The sequence below is a fragment of the Mycolicibacterium chitae genome (assembly GCF_900637205.1).
Taxonomy (GTDB): domain Bacteria; phylum Actinomycetota; class Actinomycetes; order Mycobacteriales; family Mycobacteriaceae; genus Mycobacterium; species Mycobacterium chitae.
Genome location: NZ_LR134355.1, coordinates 468,640 through 493,846, shown reverse-complemented (window position 1 = coordinate 493,846; position 25,207 = coordinate 468,640). Strand labels below are relative to the sequence as shown.

Genomic DNA, 25,207 nt, shown 5'->3' with positions numbered 1-25,207 from the left:
GAGGTCGCCCCGGTCTTCGTCGTCCAAGAAGTCGATCGACGACAGCCGCCGAACTTGTTCAGTGGTCATCCTCAGCCCCCATCTCAGCGGTCAGTGCAACGAGGACCCGTCGCAATCGCTCGGCCAGCCGTTCGATGCTCCTCGCGTCGAATACGTCGGTGCGAAACTCCACGGTCCCCCCAATCCCGGCGGGCTCGCCGGTTTCGTCGAAGCGTTCGGCCAGTGAGAACACCAAATCCATTCGCGCGGTGTGGGTGTCGGCCGGAAGTGGACTGATCTGCACATCCCCCAGACTCAGCCCGCCCGCCGAGCCACCGCCGTGCTGCCACGGCAGGTTCTGCCAGGCCAGGATCACTTGGATCAGCGGGTGATGCGTCAGGCTACGCGGCGGATTCAGCCGCTCGACCAGCATCTCAAAGGGCACGTCCTGGTGTTCGAAGGCGGCCAGGCTGCGTTGCCGGACCTGACCAAGGAGCTCACCGACGGTGGGATCACCGGTCAGGTCGACCCGCAACACCAACGTGTTCACGAAGAAGCCGACCAACTCATCGAGGGCAGGGTCGCCTCGACCGGCGGTGGCGATGCCTACCGCTACGTCGTTGGTGGCACCCAGTTTGGACAGCAGCACCGCCAGCGCTGCCTGCATGACCATGAAGCTGGTGGCGTTGTGTTCTCGGGCCAACCGCCCCACCCGCTGCTGCAACTCCGCCGGCCAGTCGACGGCCACACTGTCACCGCGGTAGTCGGCCACCGGCGGATAGGGCCGATCCGTCGGCAGCTCCAACCGCTCCGGCAGGCCCGCCAACGCCTGCTCCCAGTACGCCAACTGGCCGGATATCACACTGTCCGGATCCTTCTCGTCACCCAGCCAATCCCGCTGCCACAGCGTGTAATCCGCATACTGCACGGGCAACGGACCCCATTGTGGACCCAGCCCTTGCGACCTGGCCGCATAAGCAGCAGCCAGATCCGACACCAGCGGCGTCACCGACCACCCATCACCGGCGATGTGATGCACCACCGCTACCAAGAGATGCTCGTCGGTGGCGGTTCGGAACAGGGTGGCCCGCATGGGAATGTCGGATGCGAGGTCGAAGGAGTGGCATGCGGCTGCGGCGATCGCCGCTTCCATCTGCGACTCCAACCAGCCGTCGGCATGCACCACCTGCCAGCCAAAGTCAGCTTCCTCGACCGGAATCACCACCTGATGTGGCACCCCGTCGGACGCGACGAACACCGTGCGCAGACTCTCGTGCCGGCCCACCACATCGCCGAGGGCGTGGCCGAGGGCCGCGGCGTCCAGGTTCCCGCTCAGTCGGAGCGCCACCGCCATGTTGTAGATCGGCGAGGGGCCCTGCAGCTGTTCGAAGAACCACAACCGCTGCTGGGCGAACGACAGCGGCACGTGTTCGGGCCGCGGCATCACCTGCAGCGGCGGTCGGGTCGCCTCCGCACGGTGAGCATCGAGGTAGTCGGCGAGGCCGCCCACCGTTGGCGCGTCGAACAGATAGCGCACCGGTACGTCCATGCCCAGCGCCGCCTGCAGTCGGGCGGTCACCCGGATGGCGATCAATGAGTCGCCGCCGAGCGCGAAGAAGTCGTCGTCCAGGCCCACCTGGTCGAGACCGAGCACTTCGGCGAAGACGTCGGCGACGGTCTTACCGGTGGGCGACTGGGCGGCCCGGAACGTCTTGGCGGCGAATACCGGTTCCGGCAGGGCTTTACGGTCGATCTTGCCGGAGGTTGTCAACGGGAATTCGTTGAGGACCATGATGTGGGTCGGCACCATGTAATCCGGTAGCAGCTCGCCCAACTGCTGGCGTACGGCGCTGATCTTGGTGTTGGTGTCCGGATCGTTGGCGTAGCCGGCCGGTCGGCGTGCTCCGGTGGGAACCGAGTAGACGTCGGTCAGAATCGATCCGTGTCCAGAAATGGTCGCATCGATGAAGACGGCGTCCACCGTACCGGGATGTGCGCCCCAGGTGACCGCGACCCGGTAGCCGATCTCCTCGCCGAGCCGGTGCAGTTGCTCGGCGGTGAAGGCCCCGGGACCGGCGCACGCGCGCACGTCGGCCAGGGGCGCGCCGGACGCCAACGCCTGTTCCTGGGCCACGTTCGTGATCACCCCGGCCCGGGGGATCGCCGTCACTCTGACCGCGCGGGGGCGTTGTGCCGTCAACTCGGTGTGCAGTCCGGACAGCCCGGCGCACGTAGCCCAGTCCCGTTGCGGCACCGCGGCCAGGGAGCAGGCCGACACCGGTCCCTTGCGGATCGCGACGTCGTAGCGATACCGAGTCAACTCGTTGTCGGCATCGCCGCGCTTGACCTGGATGTCAAGCGCCCCCACCGCCTCATTGCCAGCCGCCCAGGTGGTGAAGAACTCCGGGGCCAACAGCAGTTCGGGTTCACCGACCACCGCACGCTGCACCCGCTGCCGAATCTCGTCGGTATCGCTGGTCTCGGTACGCGCCAATGCGACACCGGTCTGGAACGCCCCCTGCAGAGTGTGATTGCGGATGTCGCCGATGAAGACCGCCCCGCCCGGTGCCAACAACTCGACAGCGTTGTCAAGGACCTCAGCGAGATACGCCGCGTTGGGGAAGTACTGGACGACCGAGTTGATGATGATGGTGTCGAAGTACGCCCGCGGCAGCTCGCCGGTGACATGCGCGGGCTGGGTCCACAACCGCACCCGCTCACCCCATGGCTGCGCCGCGACAGCCCGCCGCAGCGACTGAATGGTGGGGGCGGAAAAGTCAGTGCCCCAGTACTGCTCACACTGCGGGGCAAGATGAGCCAGCAAGAGCCCGGAACCGACACCGATCTCCAACACCCGCCGCGGGGCCAGAGCCCGAATCCGCTCCAGTGTGGCGTTCTGCCATTCCCGCATGTCTGTCATCGGGATCGGCGCACCGGTGTAGCTGCTGTTCCAACCCCGGAAGTCACCGCCGAACTCCGATGCGCTCTCAGCGTCGTACAACTCGTCGTAGATCTGCTGCCACTGATCAACGACCTCGGCGTCTCGGTCGGCGGTGCTGCTGTGCTCGAGCGCGACGTAACCGATGAGATGATCGGTTCCGGTCTCACTGTGGTGGACGGTCACGGCGGCCCGGGCCACCTGCGGGCAGGACAGCAGGGTGTTCTCGATCTCACCCAATTCGATACGCTGCCCACGCAACTTGATCTGCGCATCAGCGCGCCCCAGATACTCCAGAGTCCCCAGCGGAGTCCACCGCACCAGATCACCGCTGCGATACAACCGCTCACCCGCAACCCCGAACGGGTTGGCGACAAACCGTTCCGCGGTCAAACCGGGCCTGCCCACATAACCACGGGCCACCGCCGGACCACCCAGATACAGCTCCCCGACCACCCCGACCGGCGCCGGATGCAAACGCGCGTCCAGCACCAACGCCGTCACCCCAGGAAGAGGAGCACCGATGCGCACCGGTTGCCCGGGCGACAACTCGGCGCAGGTCACCCAGATGGTCGTCTCACTGGGACCGTAACCGTTGAACATCGACCGACCCGGCGCCCACGCATCCACCAAAGCTGTCGGCACCGCCTCCCCAACAGCGACCACCGTGCCCAAGTGGTCCAGTTGACTGCGATCCAACGTCCCTAACACCGTGGGAGTCAGCACCGCCGCATCCACGCGATGCTCACGCAGCAGCCCGGTCAGTGCCTCCCCGGCATAGCAATCCGGCGGCGCCACCACCAAGGCCGCACCCGAAGCCGTCGCCATCAACCATTCACCCACCGACGCATCAAAAGTCGGCGCCGACACCATCAACACCCGCGACTGCGGACCCAGCCCGAAGGTGTCGCGCTGCGCCTCAGCCCAACCCAGCAACCCACAATGGCTGACCACAACACCTTTCGGCGTCCCCGTCGAACCCGACGTGAAAATGACATAGGCACCGTCATCAACACCCACCGGCGCCAACCGATCCGCATCGGAGACCGCCGCCGCACTCCACCCCTCCAGACCCAGATCATCCAGACGTACCACCGGACGCTCACCGGCCCCACCCACACAGTCGGCGCCCATGGTCAGGACACAAATCGCCCCAACCCCATCCAGCAGCGCCGCGATCCGGGCATCCGGGTGGCTGCGGTCAACCGGCACATAGACCCCACCGGCCTTGAGCACCGCCCACCACGCGACCACCGACTCCAGGCACCGGCCCATCGCCACACCGACCGCCCGTTCCGGACCGACCCCCGCCCCAATCAACACCCGCGCCAACCGATTCGAAACCTCATCCAACTCGCGATAGGACAACTCGCGAACACCATCGATAACCGCCACAGTGCCTGGGTGCTCACGCACAGCTGCGGTCAACACTTCAGATCCGTGCCCGACAAAGGACCGGTTGTTGGTGCCGGACCAACCTTCGAGCACCATTTCACGCTCGCCGTTGGAGAGAAGATCGACTTCACCGACGATGATCGAAGAATCAGCCGACACGGCTTCGAGCATTCGTCCTAACCAGGTGACCAGTCGTTCGATGCTCGATCGGTCGAACAGGTCCGTGGCATAGGACACGGTCCCCACGGCCACCGGTGAATCCGGAGCATCACCGGGCATCTCACTCAGCTGGATATCCAGATCAAACTTGGCGGTCCCGGTGTCGGCCGCCAAGGGTTCAACAGTGATTCCCTCCATCTCCATACCGGCAGGCCGCACATTGTTCTGGAACACCATCAGTACCTGGAACAGTGGATGGTGCGACGCCGAGCGTGTCGGATTGAGTCGCTCCACCAGCAGCTCAAACGGCACGTCCTGGTTCGCGTAGGCCTCCAGTGCCTTATGCCGCACCTGCTCGAGTACCTCGCTGAACCGCAGCCCGGAACCTACCCCCACCCGCAGCACCCAGGTGTTGACGAAGAACCCCACCAGATCATCGAGCGCCGGATCGGTCCTGCCCGCGATCGGCGCACCCAGAGCGACATCCTCACCGGCACCGGCGCGCTGCAGCACGACAGCCGTCACGGCCTGCAGCACCATGGACACCGTCGCGTTGTGTGCGGCCGCCAGGGCCTTCACCGACGCCCACGTCGCCGGTTCGATACGCAGTTCGACCAAGTCACCCTGGTAACTGGGCACCGGTGGCCGGGGACGATCCGCCGGCAGCGACACCACCTCCGGCAGATCGGCGAGCTCTTGCCGCCAGTACCCCAACTGCGCAGCAATCACGCTGTCGGGATCAGCTTCGTCTCCCAGCCAATCCTGCTGCCACAACGTGTAATCGGCGTACTGCACCGGCAACGGAGCCCACTGGGGCGCCTGTCCGCGGCATCGTGCGGCGTAGGCGGCACCGATATCACGCACCATCGGCGCCACCGACCAGCCATCAAAGGCGATGTGGTGCACCACGATCGCGACCAGGTGCCGATCGGGCGTCTCCTGGAAAATGCGCATCCGGATCGGTATCTCGGTCGAGAGGTCAAACCGGTAGCCCGCCATGGCAACCAACTCGACGGCCACGTCGATGTCAGTTGTCGACTCCACGACTGTTCCGCTGCGCCGCCACATGCCCGGCAGCGCGGGAAGCACATCCTGCGACGGCGCGCCGTCGACGTCCGGGAAGACGGTGCGCAGGGACTCGTGGCGTGTGATCACGTCGTCGAGGGCCGCATCCAGAGCCTCGACATCTAGCGATCCGTTGATGCGCAAGGCAATCGGAACGTTGTAGGTGGCCACGCCGCCCTCGAAGCGGTTGAGGAACCAGAGTCGGCTTTGGGCGTAGGACAGTGGGATGTGTGCAGGGCGTGGTTGGACGGTCAGGGGTGGGTGGGTGGTGGCGCCTTGGTCGATGCGGGGTGCGAGTTGGGCGATGGTGGGGGCGTCAAAGAGGGTGCGTACGGCCAGGTCGGTGTCGAAGGCCTTGTTGATCGCGGCGATCAGACGCATCGCCGACAGCGAATCACCGCCCAAGTCGAAGAACGAAGCATCGACCCCGACACGGTCCAACCCCAGGATGCGGGCGTAGATCTCGGCCAGGATCTCCTCGGCCGGACTCGACGGCGCCCGATAACGATCCAGGTCGGTGTACTCCGGTGCCGGCAGAGCACGCTTGTCGAGTTTTCCGCTGACCATCAACGGCAACCCGTCGAGCACCACGACCGCCGCCGGCACCATATAGCCCGGCAACCGATCAGCCAATCGTGCCCGCACCACGACAGGATCGACTGAGCCAGCGACGGTTTCGGTGACATAACCGACCAACCGCTGCTGACCGGGCGAATCCTCACGCACCATCACCGCAGCTTGATCCACCCCGTCAACACTGGCCAACGCCGCCTGGATGTCGCCGAGTTCGATCCGGTACCCACGGATCTTGACCTGATCATCAGCACGACCCAGATACTGCAACTGCCCATCGCCGCCCCAGCGCACCAGATCCCCGGTCCGATACATCCGGGCACCGTGGCCCCCGAACGGGCACGCCACGAACCGCGAGGCCGTCAACCCCGACCGCCGCACATACCCCACCCCGACACCGCGCCCGGCCACATACAACTCCCCGACCACCCCGGCCGGCACCGGACGCAACCACCGATCCAACACCAACAACGCCGCCGTCGACACCGGCGCCCCGATCGGCACCACAGTCGCACCCGCCGTCAAAGGCGCCGAGATCGCGGCGTACACCGTGGCCTCCGTCGGACCATAAGCATTGAGCAACACCCGCCCCGGCGCCCAGCGATCCACCACGTCGGTCGGACACGCCTCACCACCGAGCAACACCGCCACCGACTCCAACCCCGCCGGATCCAACGCCGCCACCGCCGACGGAGTCTGGGTCAACACCGTCACACCCTGCTCGACGATCAAATCCTGGAACTGCCGCGGCGCCGCAGCCACCTCCTCGGGCACCACCACCAACGACCCACCACCGAGCAACGCCGCCCAGATCTCCCACACCGAGAAATCGAACGCATACGAATGACACTGCGTCCACACCCGGTTCGCAGGCAGATCCGGCGGCATCGACTCCACCAGATGCACCAGATTGCGGTGACTGACCGCCACCCCCTTCGGCACCCCCGTCGTCCCCGAGGTATAGATCAAATACGCAAGATCTTCCGCATCAGGTGCCGGCAACACACTCACCGACTGCTCGCCAACCCGCGGATCGTCGTACTCGAACACCGGTAACCCCGACCCCGCCAACAGATGACCCAACGCCGGCGAACTCAGCGCCGCAACCGGAGCGGCATCGGCCAGCATGAACTCGACCCGCGAAGCCGGATGCCCCGGATCAACCGCCAAATACACCGCCCCGGCCTTGAGCACCGCCAACATCGACACAATCGCCTCAGCACACCGCCCGAACGCCAACACCACACAGTCACCGGCACCGACACCCTGGCTGATCAGAAAGTGTGCCAACCGATTCGACGACTCGTCTACTTCGCGATAGCTCATCGGCAGGCCGCCGGATGAGATCGCCACCGCATCGTCTAGCCGCGCCGCCTGCGCAGTGAACAACGCCGGGACCGACTCCTCCGCCTGCGGCTGAAGCAAGACCGTGCAGTTACCCATCGTGCACAGACTCGCGATTTCGACCTCGTCGGCGATGCCGACCGAGGACAACGGCCGACCAGGATCGGCGGTCAGCGTCCGCAGCGTCTGCTCGAGTCTTTCAACCAGAACCTCGACACTGGAGATGTCGAACACATCGGTGCGGAACTCCACCATGCCCCCGATTCCCGCGGGCTCACCAGTCTCGGTGTAGCGCTCCTCGAGGGAAAACGCCAAATCCATCCGCGCAGTGTGGGTATCGACCGGCAGCGGGCTGATGATCGCATCGCCGAGCCTCGGCGCGAAGCGGCTTTGAGCACGCTGCCACGTGAGCATCACCTGAACCAGCGGGTGGTGAGTCAGGCTGCGTGCCGGATTGAGCCGCTCCACCACTGCCTCGAACGGCACGTCCTGATGGTCGAAAGCAGCGAGGCAGGTCTGTCGCACCCGGCCGAACAATTCTGCGCCGGTGGGATTACCGCCGAGATCAACCCGCAGCACCAACGTGTTGACGAAGAATCCGACCAACTCATCGAGAGCAGGATCGTTGCGGCCGGCGATGGCGAATCCGACCGCAACGTCGTCGCTGCCACTCACGCTACCCAGCAGCACCGCCAACGCGGTCTGCACCACCATGAAACTGGTCGCACTGTGCTCCCGAGCGACCCGCGCGATCTGTTGTTGCAAGTCCGCCGACCACGCCACCGATACACTGCCACCGCGGTAATCAGCCACCGCCGGATACGGCCGATCCGTCGGCAACTCCAACCGCTCCGGCAACCCCGCCAACGCCTGCTGCCAATAGGCCAACTGTTCCGCGATCACGCTGTCGGCGTCGGAGTCACTGCCCAACCAATCCCGCTGCCACAACGTGTAATCCGCATACTGCACCGGCAACGGCAACCAATCGGGCGCTTGCCCACCACACCGAGCCGCATACGCCACCGCCAAATCAGCCACCAGGGGAGCGATAGAAGCGCCATCGGCGGCGATATGGTGTGCCACCGCCACCAGAACATGGTCCTCGGTGCCAGTCCGAAAAAGCGTTGCTTTGAACGGAATCTCGACCGACAAGTCGAAGCTATGGCCTGCGGCCGTAGCGATGGCCGTCTCCAACTGCCGGCTGGGCCAGGCTTCGGCGTCGATGATCTGCCAACCGAAGTCGGCGTGCTCAGCATCGATGACAATCTGCCGAGGCACCCCGTCCACGGCCGTGAACACCGTGCGCAATGCCTCCTGCCGGGCAACGACATCCGCCCATGCTCGGCCCAGGGCATCGGAGTTCAGAGGGCCTTCCACACGCAAGGCCACCGCCATGTTGTAGATGGGCGAGGGCCCCTGCAGCTGATCGAGGAACCACAACCTCTGCTGTGCAAAGGACAGCGGAACAACCTCAGGCCGCTCGGTAGAAGCCAGCGGGACACGCCGCTGGTTGTTCCCTCCGATGAGAGGCGCGAGTTCGGCGACCGTGGACGTATCGAAAATGCTCCGCACGGTAAGTCCGGCGTCGAGACCGGAATTGATGGCGGCGACCAAACGCATGGCCGACAGCGAATCGCCGCCGAGGTCGAAGAACGAGTCATCGACCCCGACTCGGTCCATGCCGAGTACCTCGGCGTAGATCCCGACGAGGATCTCCTCGGTGAGGTTGCTCGGAGCACGGTAGGCACCGGTAGCGTCAGAGTATTCCGGCGCTGGCAGGGCACGTCTGTCGAGCTTGCCGTTCACCGTCAACGGTATTGCGTCGAGCGCCACGATCGCCGCGGGCACCATGTAGGTCGGCAGTCGGTCGGCAAGCCGGGCGCGTGCCACCCCAAGGTCGACTGCTCCCGGACTTGTCGCGGTCACGTAGCCGACCAATCGGGGATCGCCGGCCCGGTCCTCTCGGAGAACCACCGCTGCCTGCGCCACTCCTTCGAGGTCGGCCAGGGCGCACTGGACTTCGCCGAGTTCGATGCGGTAGCCGCGGATCTTGACCTGTTCGTCAGCTCTACCCAGGTAGTGCAGCTGGCCGTCCTTGCCCCAGCTCACCAGATCGCCGGTCCGATACATCCGATGTCCGGGCACTTCCGTGCCGCCGAACGGGCAGGCCACGAACCTGGACGCGGTCAGCCCCGCTCGATGCAGGTAGCCGACGCCGACCCCGCTGCCGGCGACGTACAGTTCGCCGACCACGCCCATGGGTACCGGACGCAACCACCTGTCCAGGACGAACAGCGCTGATCCCGGCACGGGGAACCCGATGGGCACGGCTCCCGAATCCGGTTGCAGGGGTGCGCTGATGGTGGCGTACACCGTGGTTTCGGTGGGTCCGTAGGCGTTGATCATCGGCCGCCCTGAGCCCCACCTGCCCACCAGTTCTTCCGGACACGCCTCACCGGCGACCACGGCCATCGTCGAGTCGAGTCCATCGGGGGGCAGCATGGCGAGTGCCGACGGGGTCTGACTCAGCACGTCGACCCTTTCTGCCTGCAGCAGCGCGTTGAACTCCGCCGGCGAGACAGCAACCTCCTCAGGCACGATCACCAGTCGTGAGCCATGAAGAAGGGCACCGAAGATGTCCCAGACCGAGACATCGAAAACGTAGGAGTGCCATTGTGTCCACACTCGCCCGGGGCCGGATAACGCAGCATCCATTGATCCGACAAGCTGGGTCACGTTGCGGTGCGTGATGGCCACGCCTTTCGGGACGCCCGTCGTCCCCGAGGTGTAGATCAGGTAGGCGATGTCGTCGGGACCCGGCCCCGCCGCCGGCACGACAGCGGGCTGGTGATCGATGCGGGGATCGCCCGCATCGACCACCAGAACCCCGTAACCGGCCAGCCGATCGGCCAACGCGGAAGTGGTGACTACGGCGATCGGCGCCGCATCGCCAAGCATGAACTCGATCCGCGCATCGGGCAACGCCGGATCGATCGGCAGGTAGGCAGCTCCCGACTTCAATACCGCGAGGATCGCCACGACCGCTTCGATACCGCGGCCGAACAGCAAGCCCACACTCTGCCCAGGTCGCGCGCCCAGGTGGGTCAACCAGTGCGCCAGGCGATTCGATGCCTCATCGAGTTCGCGGTAAGTCAGCTCGTCGCCACGACACCGGAGGGCTACCGCGCCGGGAGTGCGAGCCGCTTGCTGGCCGAACAGCGAGACGATGGACACCTCGGGGACAGTGCTGGTCAACGCCGTACGGTTGGCGATCTGGTCCAACTGCGCGTACTCGCTGCGGTCCAGCAGATCCATCGTGGACAACGACCGCAGCGGGTCGCCCGTCATCGTCTCCAGCACGCGTTCGAGCCGTCGGACCAAGAGCTCGACGCTCTCGGCGTCGAACACATCGGTACGAAACTCGACCGTGCCACCGATTCCCGTGGCGGTGCCCGCATCGTCGAAACGTTCGGTCAGTGAGAAGACCAAGTCCATCCGCGCGGTCAGGGTTTCGGCCGGCATCGGGACGACGTCCACGTCGCCGAGTTTCAAACCCGCGACGGGATCGCCGCTACGCCACGGAAGGTTCTGCCAGGTCAGCATCACCTGGATCAGCGGGTGATGGGTCAGGCTCCGCGTCGGGTTGAGTCGCTCCACCAAGACCTCGAACGGGACCTCCTGATGCTCGAACGCTGTGAGCCCACGGCGCCGCACCTGTCCCAGGACCTCCGTCATGGAGGGGTCCCCGGTCATATCGACCCGGAGGACCAAGGTGTTGACGAAGAATCCCACCATGTCGTCCAGGGCCGGATCACTTCGACCGGCAGTCGCAATGCCGATTGCGACATCGGTGTTGGCGCTGAGCTTCGACAACAGCACCGCCAACGCCGACTGCACGACCATGGAGCTTGTTGCGTTGTGCTCGCGAGCCAATCGCGCCACCCGCTGCTGCAAACCCAACGGCCAATCGACCACCACGCTGGCGCCTCGGTAATCCGCGACCTTCGGATAGGGACGATCCGTCGGCAACTCCAGGCGCGGCGGTAGACCGGCCAAGGCCTGCTCCCAGTAGTCGAGCTGCCCTGAGATCACGCTGTTCGGGTCCGATTGGTCGCCCAGCCAATCCTGCTGCCACAGGGTGTAATCGACATACTGCACCGGGAGGTCTGCCCAGTCGGGCGCTCGACCCATGGATCGCGCGGCGTACGCGCCACTCAGATCACCGACCAACGGTGCAACCGACCAGCCGTCGGCGGCGATATGGTGCACCACCGCAACGAGCACGTGTTCGTCCTGCCCGGTCCGGTACAGCGTTGCTCTCAGCGGAACCTCTCGGGCGATATCAAAGCTGTGGCGGGACACTGCAGAGATCTCTTCATCGAGACGCTCCTTCGACCAACCCCGGGTATCGACTGTTTGCCAACCCGGATCCGCCCGCTCGACCGGTAACACCCGCTGTCGGGGCTGTCCGGCGACCGTGGTGAAGACGGTACGCAGACTCTCGTGGCGTCCGACCACGTCTCGGAGAGCCTCTTCGAGCGCGGCTGCATTCAGGGAACCTGTCAACCGCAACGCCACCGCCATGTTGTAGATCGGCGACGGTCCCTGCAACTGATCCAAGAACCACAACCGCTGCTGGGCGAACGAGAGCGGGATCGCGTCAGGACGCGACACCTCGCGCAACGGCGGACGGGCCGTCACAGCGTGATTGGTCTCCAAACACGCCGCAAGCCCACCGACCGTCGGAGTGTCGAACAGATACCGCACGGGCACCTCCACGCCCAACGCGGCCTGCAATCGAGCGCTGACACGGATGGCGATCAACGAATCTCCACCCGAGTCGAAGAAGTTGTCGTCGAGCCCAACTCGGTCCATCGCGAGGATCTCCGCGAACACTTCGGCGACAGTTTTTTCCGTGGGGGTCTGGGGTGCCCGGAATGCCTTGGCGGCCAGTATCGGTTTCGGCAGCGCCTTCCGGTCGATCTTGCCCGAGGAGGTCAGCGGGAACTCCTCCACGACGACGATGTGGGTAGGCACCATGTAGTCCGGCAACCGCTCGGTCAAGTGCTGGCGTACAGCACTGATCTTGGTGTTGGCGTGCGGGTCATTGGCGGAGGTGCTCTGTGCACGAACGTCGTTCGGAGGCAGGTAGAGGTCGGTCAGGGGCTCGAAGCAGTCGCGGGCCGCGCCGAGGAGGAAGACGGCGTCCAATGTGCCGAGGCCGGAACCCCAGGTGACCGCGACACGGTAGCCGAGTTCGGTCCCGAGCCGATACAACTGTTCCGGAGTCACCGACCCATCAGCCTGATCGCAGCACTCTGCTTCCGCCAGCGCCTCCGAGAGGTCGGCACCCGCCGCGAGAGCCTGTTCGACGATGACGTCGCCGAGTACCCCGCGGCGCGGGATATCGCAAACCCGAAGCACTTCAGAGCCCTGTGCGACGAGTTCTTCGGAGAGCGCGCTCAACCCCGCATACTCGGTCCATGACCGGCGGGGCGCATTTGCCAGCGAGCGCGACGGCGTCGGGGAACGGCGGACCGAGACGTCGTATCGGTAACGCGTCAGCTCATTGTCGGACTCACCACGCTTGGTTTCGATGGCGATCCCGCCGGCCAGTGGGTTGGCGGACGCCCAGCAGGTGAAGAATTCTGGCGCCAGGAGCAGCTCTGCCTCACCGAGTATGGCGCGCTGCACGCGCTGCCGGATCTCGTCGGCGTCGGCAACAGCCCCCGTGGCTTGATTGCGCGCCACTGCGACACCGGTCTGGAAGGCACCCTGCAGACTGTGGTTGCGGATGTCGCCGACGAACAGAGTCCCCGCCGGCGCCAGCAGTTCCATGACGGTGTCGAGAACCTCGGCGAGGTATCCGGCGCTCGGAAAGTACTGCACCACCGAATTGATGACAATGGTGTCGAAGTAGCTCGACGGCAGTCCTTCGGGGTCATCCGCCGGCTGAGCCGACAGTTTGACCCGTTCGCCCCACGGGCGGGCGGCTACTGCGGTCCGTAAAGCGTGGATGGTGGGTGCGGAAAAGTCGGTGCCCCAGTATTCTTCGGCTTCCGGCGCGATCTGGGAAAGTACCAGGCCCGAGCCCACGCCGATCTCCAAGACCCGCCGCGGCCGCAGGGCCAGGATGCGCTCCACTGCCGACGACCGCCACTCGTGCATTTGCGACAACGGAATTGGCTGCCCGGTGTAGCTACTGTTCCAACCACGGAAGTCACTGCCGAACTCGGCCTCGGCGATGTCGGCGTCATAGAGTTCGTCATAGATGTGTTGCCACTGATCGACCACCTCGGTGTCATGGTCGTCGGTGCTTTCCTGGGTCAGGGCGATGTACCCGATCAGGTGGTCTGCTCCGGTATCACTGTGATGCACGGCCGCTGCGGCCCGCGCAACGTGGGGGCAAGCCAACAGCGTGTTCTCGATCTCGCCCAGTTCCAGCCGCTGACCTCGCAGCTTGACCTGCGCATCCGCACGACCCAGATACTCCAGCGCACCAGCCGCGGTCCAGCGAACCAGATCCCCGCTGCGATACATCCGGTCGCCCTCGCGGCCAAAGGGGTTGGCCACGAACCGATCCGCCGTCAGATCCGGCCGACCCACATAGCCGCGCGCCAAACCCGCCCCGGCCAGATACAACTCACCGACCACCCCGACGGCCACCGGCCCCAACCGCGCGTCCAACACCAGCGCGGTGACCCCGGCGATCGGAGCACCGATGCCCACCGACTCCCCGGCCCGCAACACACTCCAGGTCACCCAGATCGACGCCTCGGTCGGACCGTAGGCGTTGAACATCCGCCGCCCCGGCGCCCACGAAGCCACCAACTCCGCCGCACACGCCTCACCACCGGTGACCAACGTGGCCAACCGCCCCTCGACCCGCTCCCGGTCCAGCGTGGCCAGCACCGTCGGCGTCAACAACGCCGCATCCACACGGTGGTCGACCACCACCGCGCTCAGCGCCTCACCGGCATAGCTGTCCGGACCGGCCACCACCAGCGCCGCCCCCGACGACACCGCCCACAACCACTCGAACACCGAGGCATCGAAGGTCGGTGCCGCGACCATCAGCAATCGCTCACCGGCGGCGACCCCGAACAGATCCCGGTGTGCGCCGGCCACACCCAACAGCCCGGCATGGCTGACCGCCACGCCCTTCGGCGTCCCGGTCGAACCCGACGTGAAGATCACATACGCCAAGTTGTCCACCGTCAGCGGCGCCCACCGATCGTCGTCAGTAATCGGCGCCGCGCTCCGCGAGGCCAGATCCAACTCATCGACCCGCAGCACCGGGCGCTCTCCAGCCCCGGCCACCACATCGGCACCGCAGGTCAGCACACACACCGCCCCCGCGGCATCGAGCACCGTGGCGATCCGCGAGTCCGGATGCGTCGGATCCACCGGCACATACACCCCGCCGGCCTTGAGCACCGCCCACCAACCCAGCACCAGCTCCGCGCACCGATCCATCACCACACCCACGGCACGTTCCGGGCCAACCCCGGTCTCGATCAGCCACCGCGCCAACCGATTCGAAGCCTCGTCCAACTCTCGATAGGACCACACCCGCGCACCATCGATGACCGCGGCACCACCGGGATCAGCCTTCACCGCCGCGGCCAGCAACTCCGGCACCAAGTCGACCGGCGCCGTCATCCCGGCACCCGACCAGCCCGACACCACCTGCTCACGCTCAATCGCGTCCTGCAGCTCGACCTCCCCGACCAGCACCGCCGGATCCGCCACGACCGCCTCGACCACCCGACCGAACCAACCCACCAGCCGCTCAACAGTCGAACGATCGAACAAATCGGTGGCATAGGTGACCACGCCGGCGCACATCGGCAAGCCGGCGCCTTCCCCGGGCATTTCACGCAGCGCGAAGGGTGCGGTCGATTCCTCCACGGGTACTTCGCGCAGCTGGATGTCCAGGTCGAACTTGGCAGTCTGGGTCCCGACCGCGACCGACTCGACGCTCGCTCCGTCGAGTAGCACCTGCGGGCGGACGTTGTTCTGGTAGACCATCGCCACCTGGAACAGCGGATGATGCGACGCCGACCGCGACGGGTTGAGCCGCTCGACCAGCAACTCGAATGGCACATCCTGATTGGCGTAGGCCTCCAGGGCTTTGGACCGCACTTGCTCGAGGACCTCACAGAACCGCAGTCCGGGATTCACCGTGGCGCGGAGCACCCAGGTGTTCACGAAGAACCCGACGAGCTCGTCGAGCGCGGCGTCCATTCGGCCCGCGATCGGCGCACCCAATGCGACGTCCTCACCCACCCCGGCGCGATGCATCAACACCGCCATCACGGCCTGCAACACCATCGACGCGGTCGCGTTGTGGGCCGCAGCGACCGCCTTGAGTCCGGCCCACGTCTGCGGGTCGATGCGCAGACTCACCTCGTCTCCGTGGTAGCTGGCCATTGCCGGCCGCGGACGATCGGTCGCCAGGGACACCACCTCGGGCAGATCCGACAGCTCCCGCCGCCAGTAACCCAACTGTGACGTCAGCACGCTGTTCGGATCGGACTCCTCACCGAGCCAGTTCTGCTGCCAGAGCGTGTAGTCGACGTACTGCACCGGCAGCGGTGTCCAGTCGGGTGCCTGACCCTGGCAGCGCGCCGCGTACGCCAACCCGACGTCACGCACCATCGGCGCCAGCGACCAGCCGTCAAAAGCAATGTGGTGCAGCACGATCCCGAGTACATGACGGTCAGGTCCCAGCGCCAGGACCTTCGCCCGAATCGGGACCTCGTTCGACAGCTCGAATCGATGCTCCGCCAACTCCAGTAGTTCGGTGTCCACCTCGTCTTCCTGCGTCGCCGTAACTACTGCTCCGCCGCGGCGCCACAGCCCAGGTTCGGCCGGCAGGATCCGCTGCGTCGGCACACCGTCGAGGTCGGGGAAGGTGGTCCGCAGAGCCTCATGACGGGCGATCACGTCATCGAGGGCCGCCGCAAGCGCATTCACGTCCAACTGCCCGTCGATCCGGAAAGCGGTGGGCATGTTGTAGGTGGCGACGCCGCCTTCGAACCGATTGAGGAACCAGAGCCGACTTTGCGCGTAGGACAGCGGGATCACCGCGGGGCGGGATGCGGGGACCAACGGGTCACGGGTGTCGGCCCCTTCGCCGACGCGTGCGGCCAACTCCGCCACCGTGGGGGTGTCGAAGAGGGTGCGGACGGTCAGGGCTGCGTCGAGGGTGGTGTTGATGGTGGAGATCAGTCGCATGGCTGACAGGGAGTCGCCGCCGAGGTCGAAGAATGAGTCGTCGACACCGACGCGCTGCAGGCCCAGGACCTGGGCGTAGATTCCGGCCAGGATCTCCTCGGTAGGTGTCGTCGGCGCCCGATATCCGGAGCCGATGTACTCCGGTGCGGGCAAGGCCCGCTTGTCGAGTTTGCCGTTGACCGTGACCGGCAGCGCGTCGAGCACCACGATGGCCGCCGGGACCATATAGGCCGGGAGCCGGTCGGCCATCGTGGCTCGCACCTGGGCCGCATCCGCACTACCGGTGATGTAGCCGACCAATCGTTTGTCTCCGGGCTGGTCCTCGCGGGCGATCACCGCCGCCTGCGCAACCCCGTCCGCCGCGGCCAACACGGCGTGGATCTCGCCGAGTTCGATGCGATACCCGCGGATCTTGACCTGCTCATCGGCGCGGCCCAGGTACTGCAGTTGCCCATCGGGGGCCCAGCGCACCAGGTCCCCGGTCCGGTACATCCGCAGCCCCGACGGCCCAAAGGGACACGCCACAAACCGTGACGCCGTCAACCCCGGGCGACGTACATACCCCACCCCGACACCACGTCCGGCCACATACAACTCACCGACCACCCCGACCGGCACTGGACGCAACCACGCATCCAGCACCACCAGCGCCGCACCCGGCACCGGCAGTCCGATCGGCACCACGCCCGGCCCCGCCACCAAGGGTGCAGAAATCGTGGCGTACACCGTGGTCTCGGTCGGACCGTAACCGTTGACCATCACCCGCCCCGGTGCCCACCGATCCACCACCTCGGCCGGACACGGCTCGGCGGCGACCATCAATGCCGCCGGCTCCAGCCCCTCATCCGCGAGCACGCCCACCGCCGACGGGGTCTGGCTCAACACCGTGACTCCCTCGGCGACGAGCAACGCATGCAACTCATCTGGAGCGCGCGTCACCGATTCGGGCACCACCACCAACCGGCCGCCGTGCAGCAGCGCACCCCAGATCTCCCAAACCGAATAGTCGAAGGCCAGCGACGAACACTGCGACCACACCTGATCCGGACTCAGCTCGATCCCCACATCCAGTCCGTCGAACAACCGCGTCACGTTGCCGTGCGTGACCGCCACCCCCTTCGGGGTGCCGGTGGTGCCCGAGGTGTAGATGATGTGTGCGATGTCATCAGGCTTCGGCCCGCCCGGCACCGCGGTGCACGGCTGACAGTCGATGCGGGGATCACCCACATCGACTGTCAGCACGCCACACCCGGCCAGCCGATCAGCCAGCCCGGACGAACTCACCGCCGCCACCGGCGCCGCATCGGAAACCATGAACTCGACCCGCGCCAGCGGATGCGCCGGATCGATGGGCAGATACCCCGCCCCGGTCTTGAGGACCCCGAGAATCGTGACGACCGCCGCCGCCGAGCGCTCCAGCAGCACCGCCACACACTCGCCCGGCCCGGCACCGCACTCGATCAGTAGGTGCGCCAACATATTCGACGCCTCATCCAGCTCCCGGTACGTCCAACCGCGCCCCTCAGCGGTGACGGCCACCGCCTCCGGCGCACGCGTGACCTGCCGGGCGAACAACTCCGGAACCGATGCCGCTCGGATCGGACGTCCCAACACCTCCAGATGACCAAACCCGCCGAGGCGATCCCAGTCGACCGGATCCAACACCTGCACCGACGACAACAACCGCGACGAATCGCCCACCATCGCGACCAGCACCCGCTCCAATCGGCGCGCCAGATCCGCGGTCTCCAGATGCGGAAACTCGATTCCGCCGCCCATGGTGCTGAGCAGGAGCTGGTCGCCGCGACTGGAGAACACCAGACCGAAGCCGCCGACGACGCCCACGTTGACCAAAGATGCGGTCGCGGCCAATCCACCGAAGTCCAGCGAGAAGCTGGCCGGCAGGAAGTTCACGCTGACCCGGTTCGTGAGTCCGCCGACGTCACGGGACCGCGCCTCACGCTCGAGGTCATGTACGGGGAACCTCTGATGTTGCAATGCTTCCCGGATCCGGAGGTCGACGTGTTCGCAGAAGCTGCCAACCGTCGCGTCGGCCCGCACCCGCAGCACCAGCGGGACAATCCCGGACAGCATCCCGGGCAGGGTCTTCGATTCGGGACGTACGCGGCGAGTGACCGGAAGTTCGAGAACAACATCGGAACCCTCGGAATCCCAACCGCGGACCAGTAGCGCACATGCCGCGGTGATGACCGACGATCTCGGAAGGCCCCGCGCCTTGCACCAGTCCTCCACGCCGTCGAGCACACCCGGATCCAGTTGCACCGAGGCGCTCGGCTCGTGCGAGGCATCGTCGGCCGGCTCGCCACCCCACCGGGACTCCGGACCACCTTGTTGCGCAAGCTGTTCCCGCCAGTAGGCCGCGTCCTCGAGGTAATCCGCGGACGCTTCGTAGTCCCGCTCCTGATGGATCAGATCCGCCAGCGAGCCGAACAACGACGGCGGGATGGATGCACCCGACACGGCCGCCGAGTACAACGAGGCAAGGCGCTGGCCGACCAGGGCGATCCCCGTGCCGTCCAGAACAATGTGATGACACGCACCGAAGAAGAAGCACTCGTCGCGACGCGTCTGGAACAGGGCGAACCGGAACAGCGGACCGTCGAATGCCATCGGCGATCGCTGAATTGCCGACGCCATCTCGCGGGCTTCCCGTTCCGGATCGTCGCAGCGGGTGAGATTGTGGTACTCGAGCTCGAAACCTGGGTACTCGAGCGGCTTTTGGAAGACCTGCCCGTCGCGTTCAACAAAGGCTGCCCTAACCGGCTCCGTCTCCTTCAATAACCGACGGATCGCCCATTCGAGGGCATCGCGTTCGACGGCCCCTTCGATCTTCACGAACAGGCCGAGTTGCCATTCGGTACCGGTATGCACCGCATGCTCCGCCAACCAGATGTCCAGCTGTGCGCGAGTCGCGGGCAAAAAGCCATCGTCAGGCTGCATTGGTTCCCCCACCGCAGAATTCAGCGCCCTAGACCCCAGGGCAGCTAACGGCCGGACTGGCGGCCGCTCCGAGAGCTAGCTCTTGGCCAGCCTGTCGCGCAGACTCTTCGGCCGGATGTCGGCCCAATGTTGTTCGATGTACTCCAGGCACTCGGCGCGATCGGCCTCGCCGTGCACCACCCGCCACCCAGCGGGCACATCGGCGAATGTCGGCCAAAGGCTGTGCTGTTCTTCATCATTGATCAGGACGAAGAACGTGCCGTTTTCATCGTCGAACGGATTCACACTCACTAGGGCCTCCCCACCCTCAAACCCGCGCAGGCCTGCGAATATCGATCAACCGGATGCAAGACAATACCCCCACAGCTTGCGTCCGTGCTTATCGTGTGGCCCACTCCGAGCTACTTGTGTGTTGCAGTGGGTCAGCTTAGCGACTTCTCCGGCGAAAAGAAGCAAAAATGGGCGATCCGGGCATAACCTGAGGCCATGCCGCGGTCGTGCGACTTCTCGGTGGACTCCTCGGCCAGTGTTGAGCAAATCCACTGGGCGTTTGCCGAACGTGCCTACTGGTTGGCGCGGCTGGCCAATTTCGGCGGTACGGCCAGCCTCGAGGAGTTCGATGTCGACGCCGACGGTGTCGTGACCACGATCGTGGCCAACAGCCTTCGTCCCGACGGACTGCCCGGACCGATCGCCAAGGTGTTTCCGCGCCAGTGGCGCGTCGAACAGAAGGAAATTTGGAGCCCCGCCGGCGACGGGAAGGTCCGCGGCAAGATCGCGTCGAGGTCGCATGGCGCGCCGGGATCCGGGTCTGCCACCGCCTGGCTGACCCCGACCCCGGCCGGCTCACGCCTGAAAGGGCGGGCCACCCTCGAGTTCAAGGTCCCGCTGGTCGGCGGCAAGATCGAGACCCTCATGGGCAAGTCCCTGGTCCAGAGCATCGAAGTGCTCCAGGACTTCACCACCGACTGGATCAAACAAAACGCCTGATCCGGCGCGGCAGAGTCAGCCTGCGGACGCGGCCTCCTGCTCGCGCTTGACCTCGAGTGCGATGTCGATCAACTGGTCCTCCTGGCCACCGATCAGCTTGCGCTTGCCGGCCCGGTGCAGCAGTTCGTGGGCCGGGACGCCGTAGCGCTCGGACTGCCGGATGGCGTGCTTGAGGAAGCTGGAGTACACCCCGGCGTAGCCCATGATCAGGGCATTGCGGTCCAGCAGGCATTCGGTGGGCATCGCCGGGGCGACCACCTCTTCGGCGGCATCGGCGATATCGAAGAAGTCGATCCCGGTCTTGACGCCGATCTTGTCGAAGACCCCGATCAGCGCCTCCACCGGCGCGTTCCCCGCCCCGGCGCCGAACCGGCGGCAGCTGCCGTCGATCTGCTTGGCCCCGGCGCGCACGGCCTCCACCGAGTTGGCCACGCCGAGCCCGAGGTTCTCGTGCCCGTGGAAACCCACCTGCGCGTCGTCGCCGAGTTCGGCCACCAGCGCCGCCACCCGATCGGACACACCCTCGAGCACCAACGCGCCGGCCGAGTCGACGACGTAGACGCACTGACAACCCGCGTCGGCCATGATCCGGGCCTGCTGGGCGAGCTTCTCCGGAGAGATGGTGTGGCTCATCATCAAGAACCCGACGGTCTCCAGCCCCAGTTCGCGGGCCAGTCCGAAGTGCTGGATGGAGACGTCGGCCTCGGTGCAGTGCGTGGCGATCCGGCAGATCGACCCGCCGTTGTTCTGGGCCTCTTTGATGTCCTCCTTGGTGCCCACCCCCGGCAGCATCAGGAAGGCGATCTTGGCTTCCTTGGCCGTCTCGGCCGCGAGCTTGATCAGTTCCTGTTCGGGAGTCTTGGAGAACCCGTAGTTGAAGCTGGAACCGCCCAGGCCGTCGCCGTGGGTGACCTCGATGACCGGAACGCCGGCGGCGTCCAGCGCCGCGACGATGCCGCCCACCTCGTCCTTGGTGAACTGATGGCGCTTGTGGTGCGACCCGTCACGCAGGGAGGTGTCGGTCATCCGGACATCCCAGACGGGGTTGAAGAAGATATCGCTCATCGTGCTGCTTCTTTCTGCGTCGAGATCAGCTCTTGGGCGATCTCCTCGCCGACCTTGGTGGCCGCGGCGGTCATGATGTCCAGATTCCCGGCGTACGGCGGCAGGTAATCCCCGGCGCCCTCGACCTCGACGAAGGTCGTGACGGTGGCGTAGCCGCCGGAAGTCACCGACGGCGGGTCGAACTGCGGTTCGTTGAGCAGGCGGTAACCGGGCACGTAGGTCTGCACCTCGGCCACCACATCCTTGATCGACTTTGTGATCGCGGCCTGATCGGCATCCTCGGGAATGGCGCAGAAGATGGTGTCGCGCATGATCATTGGCGGATCCGCCGGGTTGAGGATGATGATCGCCTTGCCGCGCCGCGCCCCGCCGATGGTCTCCACACCCTTGCTGGTGGTCTTGGTGAACTCGTCGATGTTGGCGCGGGTGCCGGGCCCCGCCGAGGCGGACGCGACGGATGCGACGATCTCGGCGTAGGGCACGTCCACAACGCGCGAGACCGCGTACACGATCGGGATGGTGGCCTGCCCACCGCAGGTGATCATGTTGACGTTCGGCGCCTTGACGTGTTCGTGCAGGTTGGCCGGCGGGATGACCGCGGGGCCGACCGCGGCCGGGGTCAGGTCGATTGCCCGGATGCCGGCCGCCTCGTAGCGCGGCGCCGCCTCTCGGTGGACGTAGGCGCTGGTCGCCTCGAAGATCAGGTCCGGCTTCTCGTCGAGGCCGAGCAGCCACTCCGCGCCCTCGTGGCTGGTCTCCAGGCCGAGCTTGCGGGCCCGGGCCAGGCCCTCGCTCTCGGGGTCGATACCGACCATCCAGCGCGGCTCGAGCAACTCCGAGCGCAGCAGCTTGTACAGCAGGTCGGTACTGATGTTTCCCGACCCGACTATCGCAACCGAGGCTTTCATGTGTGGACTCCTGCCCGTTTCAGAAATTTGAAGCTCATTCGAAAGTCAGTCGCACTGAACCTAACCCAGCGAAGTCCGCGACGAAATTGTCGCCCGGACGTGCATCTATCGCACGGGTGCACGACCCCGGCAACACCACGTCACCGGCCTTCAGCCGGACACCGAAGCTGTCCACCTTGCGGGCCAACCACGCGACCGCGGTCACGGGATTTCCCAGCACGGCGTCGCTGCGGCCCTCGGCCACCACCTCGCCGTTGCAGGTCAGCACCGCGTCGATGGTGCGGATGTCGATGTCCTTGGGCGACACCCGTTCCTTGCCCAGCACCCAGCCCGCCGAGGACGCGTTGTCGGCGATCGTGTCGCACAGCTTGATCTGCCAGTTCTTGATCCGGGTGTCGATCAGCTCGATGGACGGGACGAACGCCGCCGTCGCGGCCAGCACATCGTCTTCGGTGCAGCCGGCCCCGGGCAGGTCGTCGGCGAGGATGAAGCCCACCTCGACCTCCACCCGCGGATACAGGAACGCCGAGGTCTTGACGGGGACGTCCTCGAAGACCTCCATCTCGTCGAGCAGGTGCCCGTAGTCCGGCTCGTCGACGTTCATCATCTTCTGCATGGCCTCGCTGGACAGCCCCACCTTGTGGCCGACGACCCTGGCCCCCTCCGCGACGCGCTGGCGGATGTTGAGCAGCTGGATCTCATAGGCGTCGACGACGTCGATGTCGGGATGGCCCGCGGTCAACGGGTCGATCGCAGTTCTGCTGCGCTCTGCCTCGGCCAGGTCGGCTGCCAACTCGGCTCGGGTCTTGGCGTCGAGCATTTTGTGAATTCCCCTCGCTGCTGTGACCGGGGCAGTTGTCCGATGACCCGGCAATTCTATAACGTGTTCTACATGACTGGTCAGGAGTATGACGTCGTCGTGGTCGGCAGCGGCGGGGCCGGCATGGTTGCCGCCCTCACAGCTGCCCACCAGGGCCTCTCAACGGTAGTCGTTGAGAAGGCCCCGCACTACGGGGGTTCCACTGCGCGGTCAGGTGGTGGCGTGTGGATCCCGAACAACCGGGTGCTGCAGCGCGACGGCGTCACCGACACCAAGGACGCCGCCCGCACCTACCTGCACACGATCATCGGGGACGTGGTGCCGGCCGAGAAGATCGACACCTACCTGGAGCGCGGTCCGGAGATGCTCGACTTCGTGCTGGAACACTCGCCGCTGAAGCTGTGCTGGGTGCCGAACTACTCCGACTACTACCCGGAAACCGCGGGCGGCCGCGCCGGGGGTCGCTCGGTGGAACCCAAACCGTTCGATGCCAAGAAGCTCGGCCCCGACCTCGACGGCCTCGAGCCGCCGTACGGCAAGGTGCCGATGAACATGGTGGTGCTCCAGCAGGACTACGTCCGCCTCAACCAGCTCAAGCGTCACCCGCGCGGCCTGCTACGCAGCCTCAAGGTCGGCGTCCGCACCATGTGGGCCAACGCCACCGGCAAGAACCTGGTGGGCATGGGCCGCGCCTTGATCGCACCGCTGCGCATCGGGTTGCGCGACGCCGGCGTGCCGGTCCGACTCAGCACCGCCCTGACCGACCTCTACATCGAGGACGGCGTCGTCCGCGGCATCTACGTCCGGGACGCACAGGCAACAGAATCCGAAGAGCCCCAGCTGATCCGGGCTCGGCGAGGGGTGATTCTGTGCAGCGGCGGGTTCGAGCACAACGAGCAGATGCGGGTGAAGTACCAGCGTGCCCCCATCAGCACCGAGTGGACCGTGGGCGCCAAGGCCAACACCGGTGACGGCATCCTGGCCGCCGAAAAGCTCGGCGCCGCGCTGGAAATCATGGAGGACTCGTGGTGGGGGCCGACCGTCCCGCTGGTCGATGCCCCCTGGTTCGCGCTGTCCGAACGCAACTCGCCGGGCTCGATCATCGTCAACATGTCCGGCAACCGATTCATGAACGAGTCCATGCCCTACGTCGAGGCCTGCCACCACATGTACGGCGGCCAGTACGGCCAGGGCCCCGGACCGGGCGAGAACATCCCGGCCTGGCTGGTCTTCGATCAGCGCTACCGCGACCGCTATATCTTCGCGGGTCTGCAGCCGGGGCAACGGATCCCGAAGAAGTGGCTGGAGTCCGGCGTCATCGTCTCGGCGCCGACGCTCGATGAACTGGCCACCAAGGCCGGACTGCCCGCCGGGGCGTTCAAGGCCACCGTGGACCGCTTCAACGGCTTCGCCCGCTCCGGGGTGGACGAGGACTTCCATCGCGGCGAGAGCGCCTACGACCGCTACTACGGCGACCCCACCAACAAGCCGAATCCCAACCTGGGCGAGATCAACCAGGGGCCGTTCTACGCCGCCAAGCTCGTGCCCGGCGACCTCGGCACCAAGGGCGGCGTCCGCACCGATGTGGACGGCCGGGCGTTGCGCGACGACAACTCGGTGATCGAGGGCCTCTACGCCGCCGGTAATGTCAGCTCGCCGGTCATGGGACACACCTATCCCGGCCCCGGCGGCACCATCGGACCCGCGATGACGTTCGGCTACCTCGCCGCACTGCACATCGCGAGCCAAGCGCACGGCGGAAAGGCCTGA

At 66.0% G+C, this 25,207-nt stretch carries 7 protein-coding genes; 2 read left to right on the top strand and 5 right to left on the bottom strand.

The annotated features are described in order from the left end of the window. Positions 1–58: 58 nt before the first annotated feature. Together EL338_RS26800 and EL338_RS02340 are read right to left on the bottom strand one after the other, a co-directional pair. The gene (locus EL338_RS26800) at positions 59–19,654 is read right to left on the bottom strand and encodes a non-ribosomal peptide synthetase (protein ID WP_435404884.1); all 19,596 of its coding nucleotides are present in this window, start codon (positions 19,652–19,654) and stop codon (positions 59–61) included. 75 nt (positions 19,655–19,729) lie between these two features. Then, the gene (locus tag EL338_RS02340; RefSeq protein WP_126332269.1) at positions 19,730–19,945 is read right to left on the bottom strand and encodes an MbtH family protein; all 216 of its coding nucleotides are present in this window, start codon (positions 19,943–19,945) and stop codon (positions 19,730–19,732) included. A 195-nt stretch (positions 19,946–20,140) separates the two neighbouring features. On the opposite strand from EL338_RS02340, the gene EL338_RS02335 reads away from it, so the two are divergent. Next, positions 20,141–20,644, top strand: a complete 504-nt coding sequence (locus EL338_RS02335; protein WP_126332268.1) for a DUF2505 domain-containing protein — start codon at positions 20,141–20,143, stop codon at positions 20,642–20,644. Positions 20,645–20,659: 15 nt separating this feature from the next. On the opposite strand, the gene dmpG is transcribed toward EL338_RS02335, so the two are convergent. Genes dmpG through EL338_RS02320 form a run of 3 tightly spaced genes read right to left on the bottom strand, consistent with a single transcriptional unit; the run spans position 20,660 to position 23,437 of the window. Continuing rightward, a complete protein-coding gene (gene dmpG, locus EL338_RS02330; protein ID WP_126332267.1) occupies positions 20,660–21,709 on the bottom strand; it encodes a 4-hydroxy-2-oxovalerate aldolase in 1,050 nt (349 codons plus the stop codon). After that, positions 21,706–22,617 carry an acetaldehyde dehydrogenase (acetylating) gene (locus EL338_RS02325; protein ID WP_126332266.1) on the bottom strand — a complete coding sequence of 304 codons (912 nt, stop codon included), beginning with the start codon at positions 22,615–22,617 and terminating at the stop codon, positions 21,706–21,708. Before EL338_RS02325 ends, dmpG begins: the two co-directional genes overlap by 4 nt. A 34-nt stretch (positions 22,618–22,651) precedes the next feature. After that, positions 22,652–23,437 (bottom strand): 2-keto-4-pentenoate hydratase, encoded by a 786-nt coding sequence (locus EL338_RS02320; RefSeq protein ID WP_126332265.1) that lies wholly within the window; start codon positions 23,435–23,437, stop codon positions 22,652–22,654. Positions 23,438–23,509: 72 nt separating this feature from the next. On the opposite strand from EL338_RS02320, the gene kstD reads away from it, so the two are divergent. Continuing rightward, positions 23,510–25,207: a 3-oxosteroid 1-dehydrogenase gene (gene kstD / locus EL338_RS02315; RefSeq protein WP_126332264.1), complete on the top strand. Its 1,698-nt coding sequence runs from the start codon at positions 23,510–23,512 to the stop codon at positions 25,205–25,207.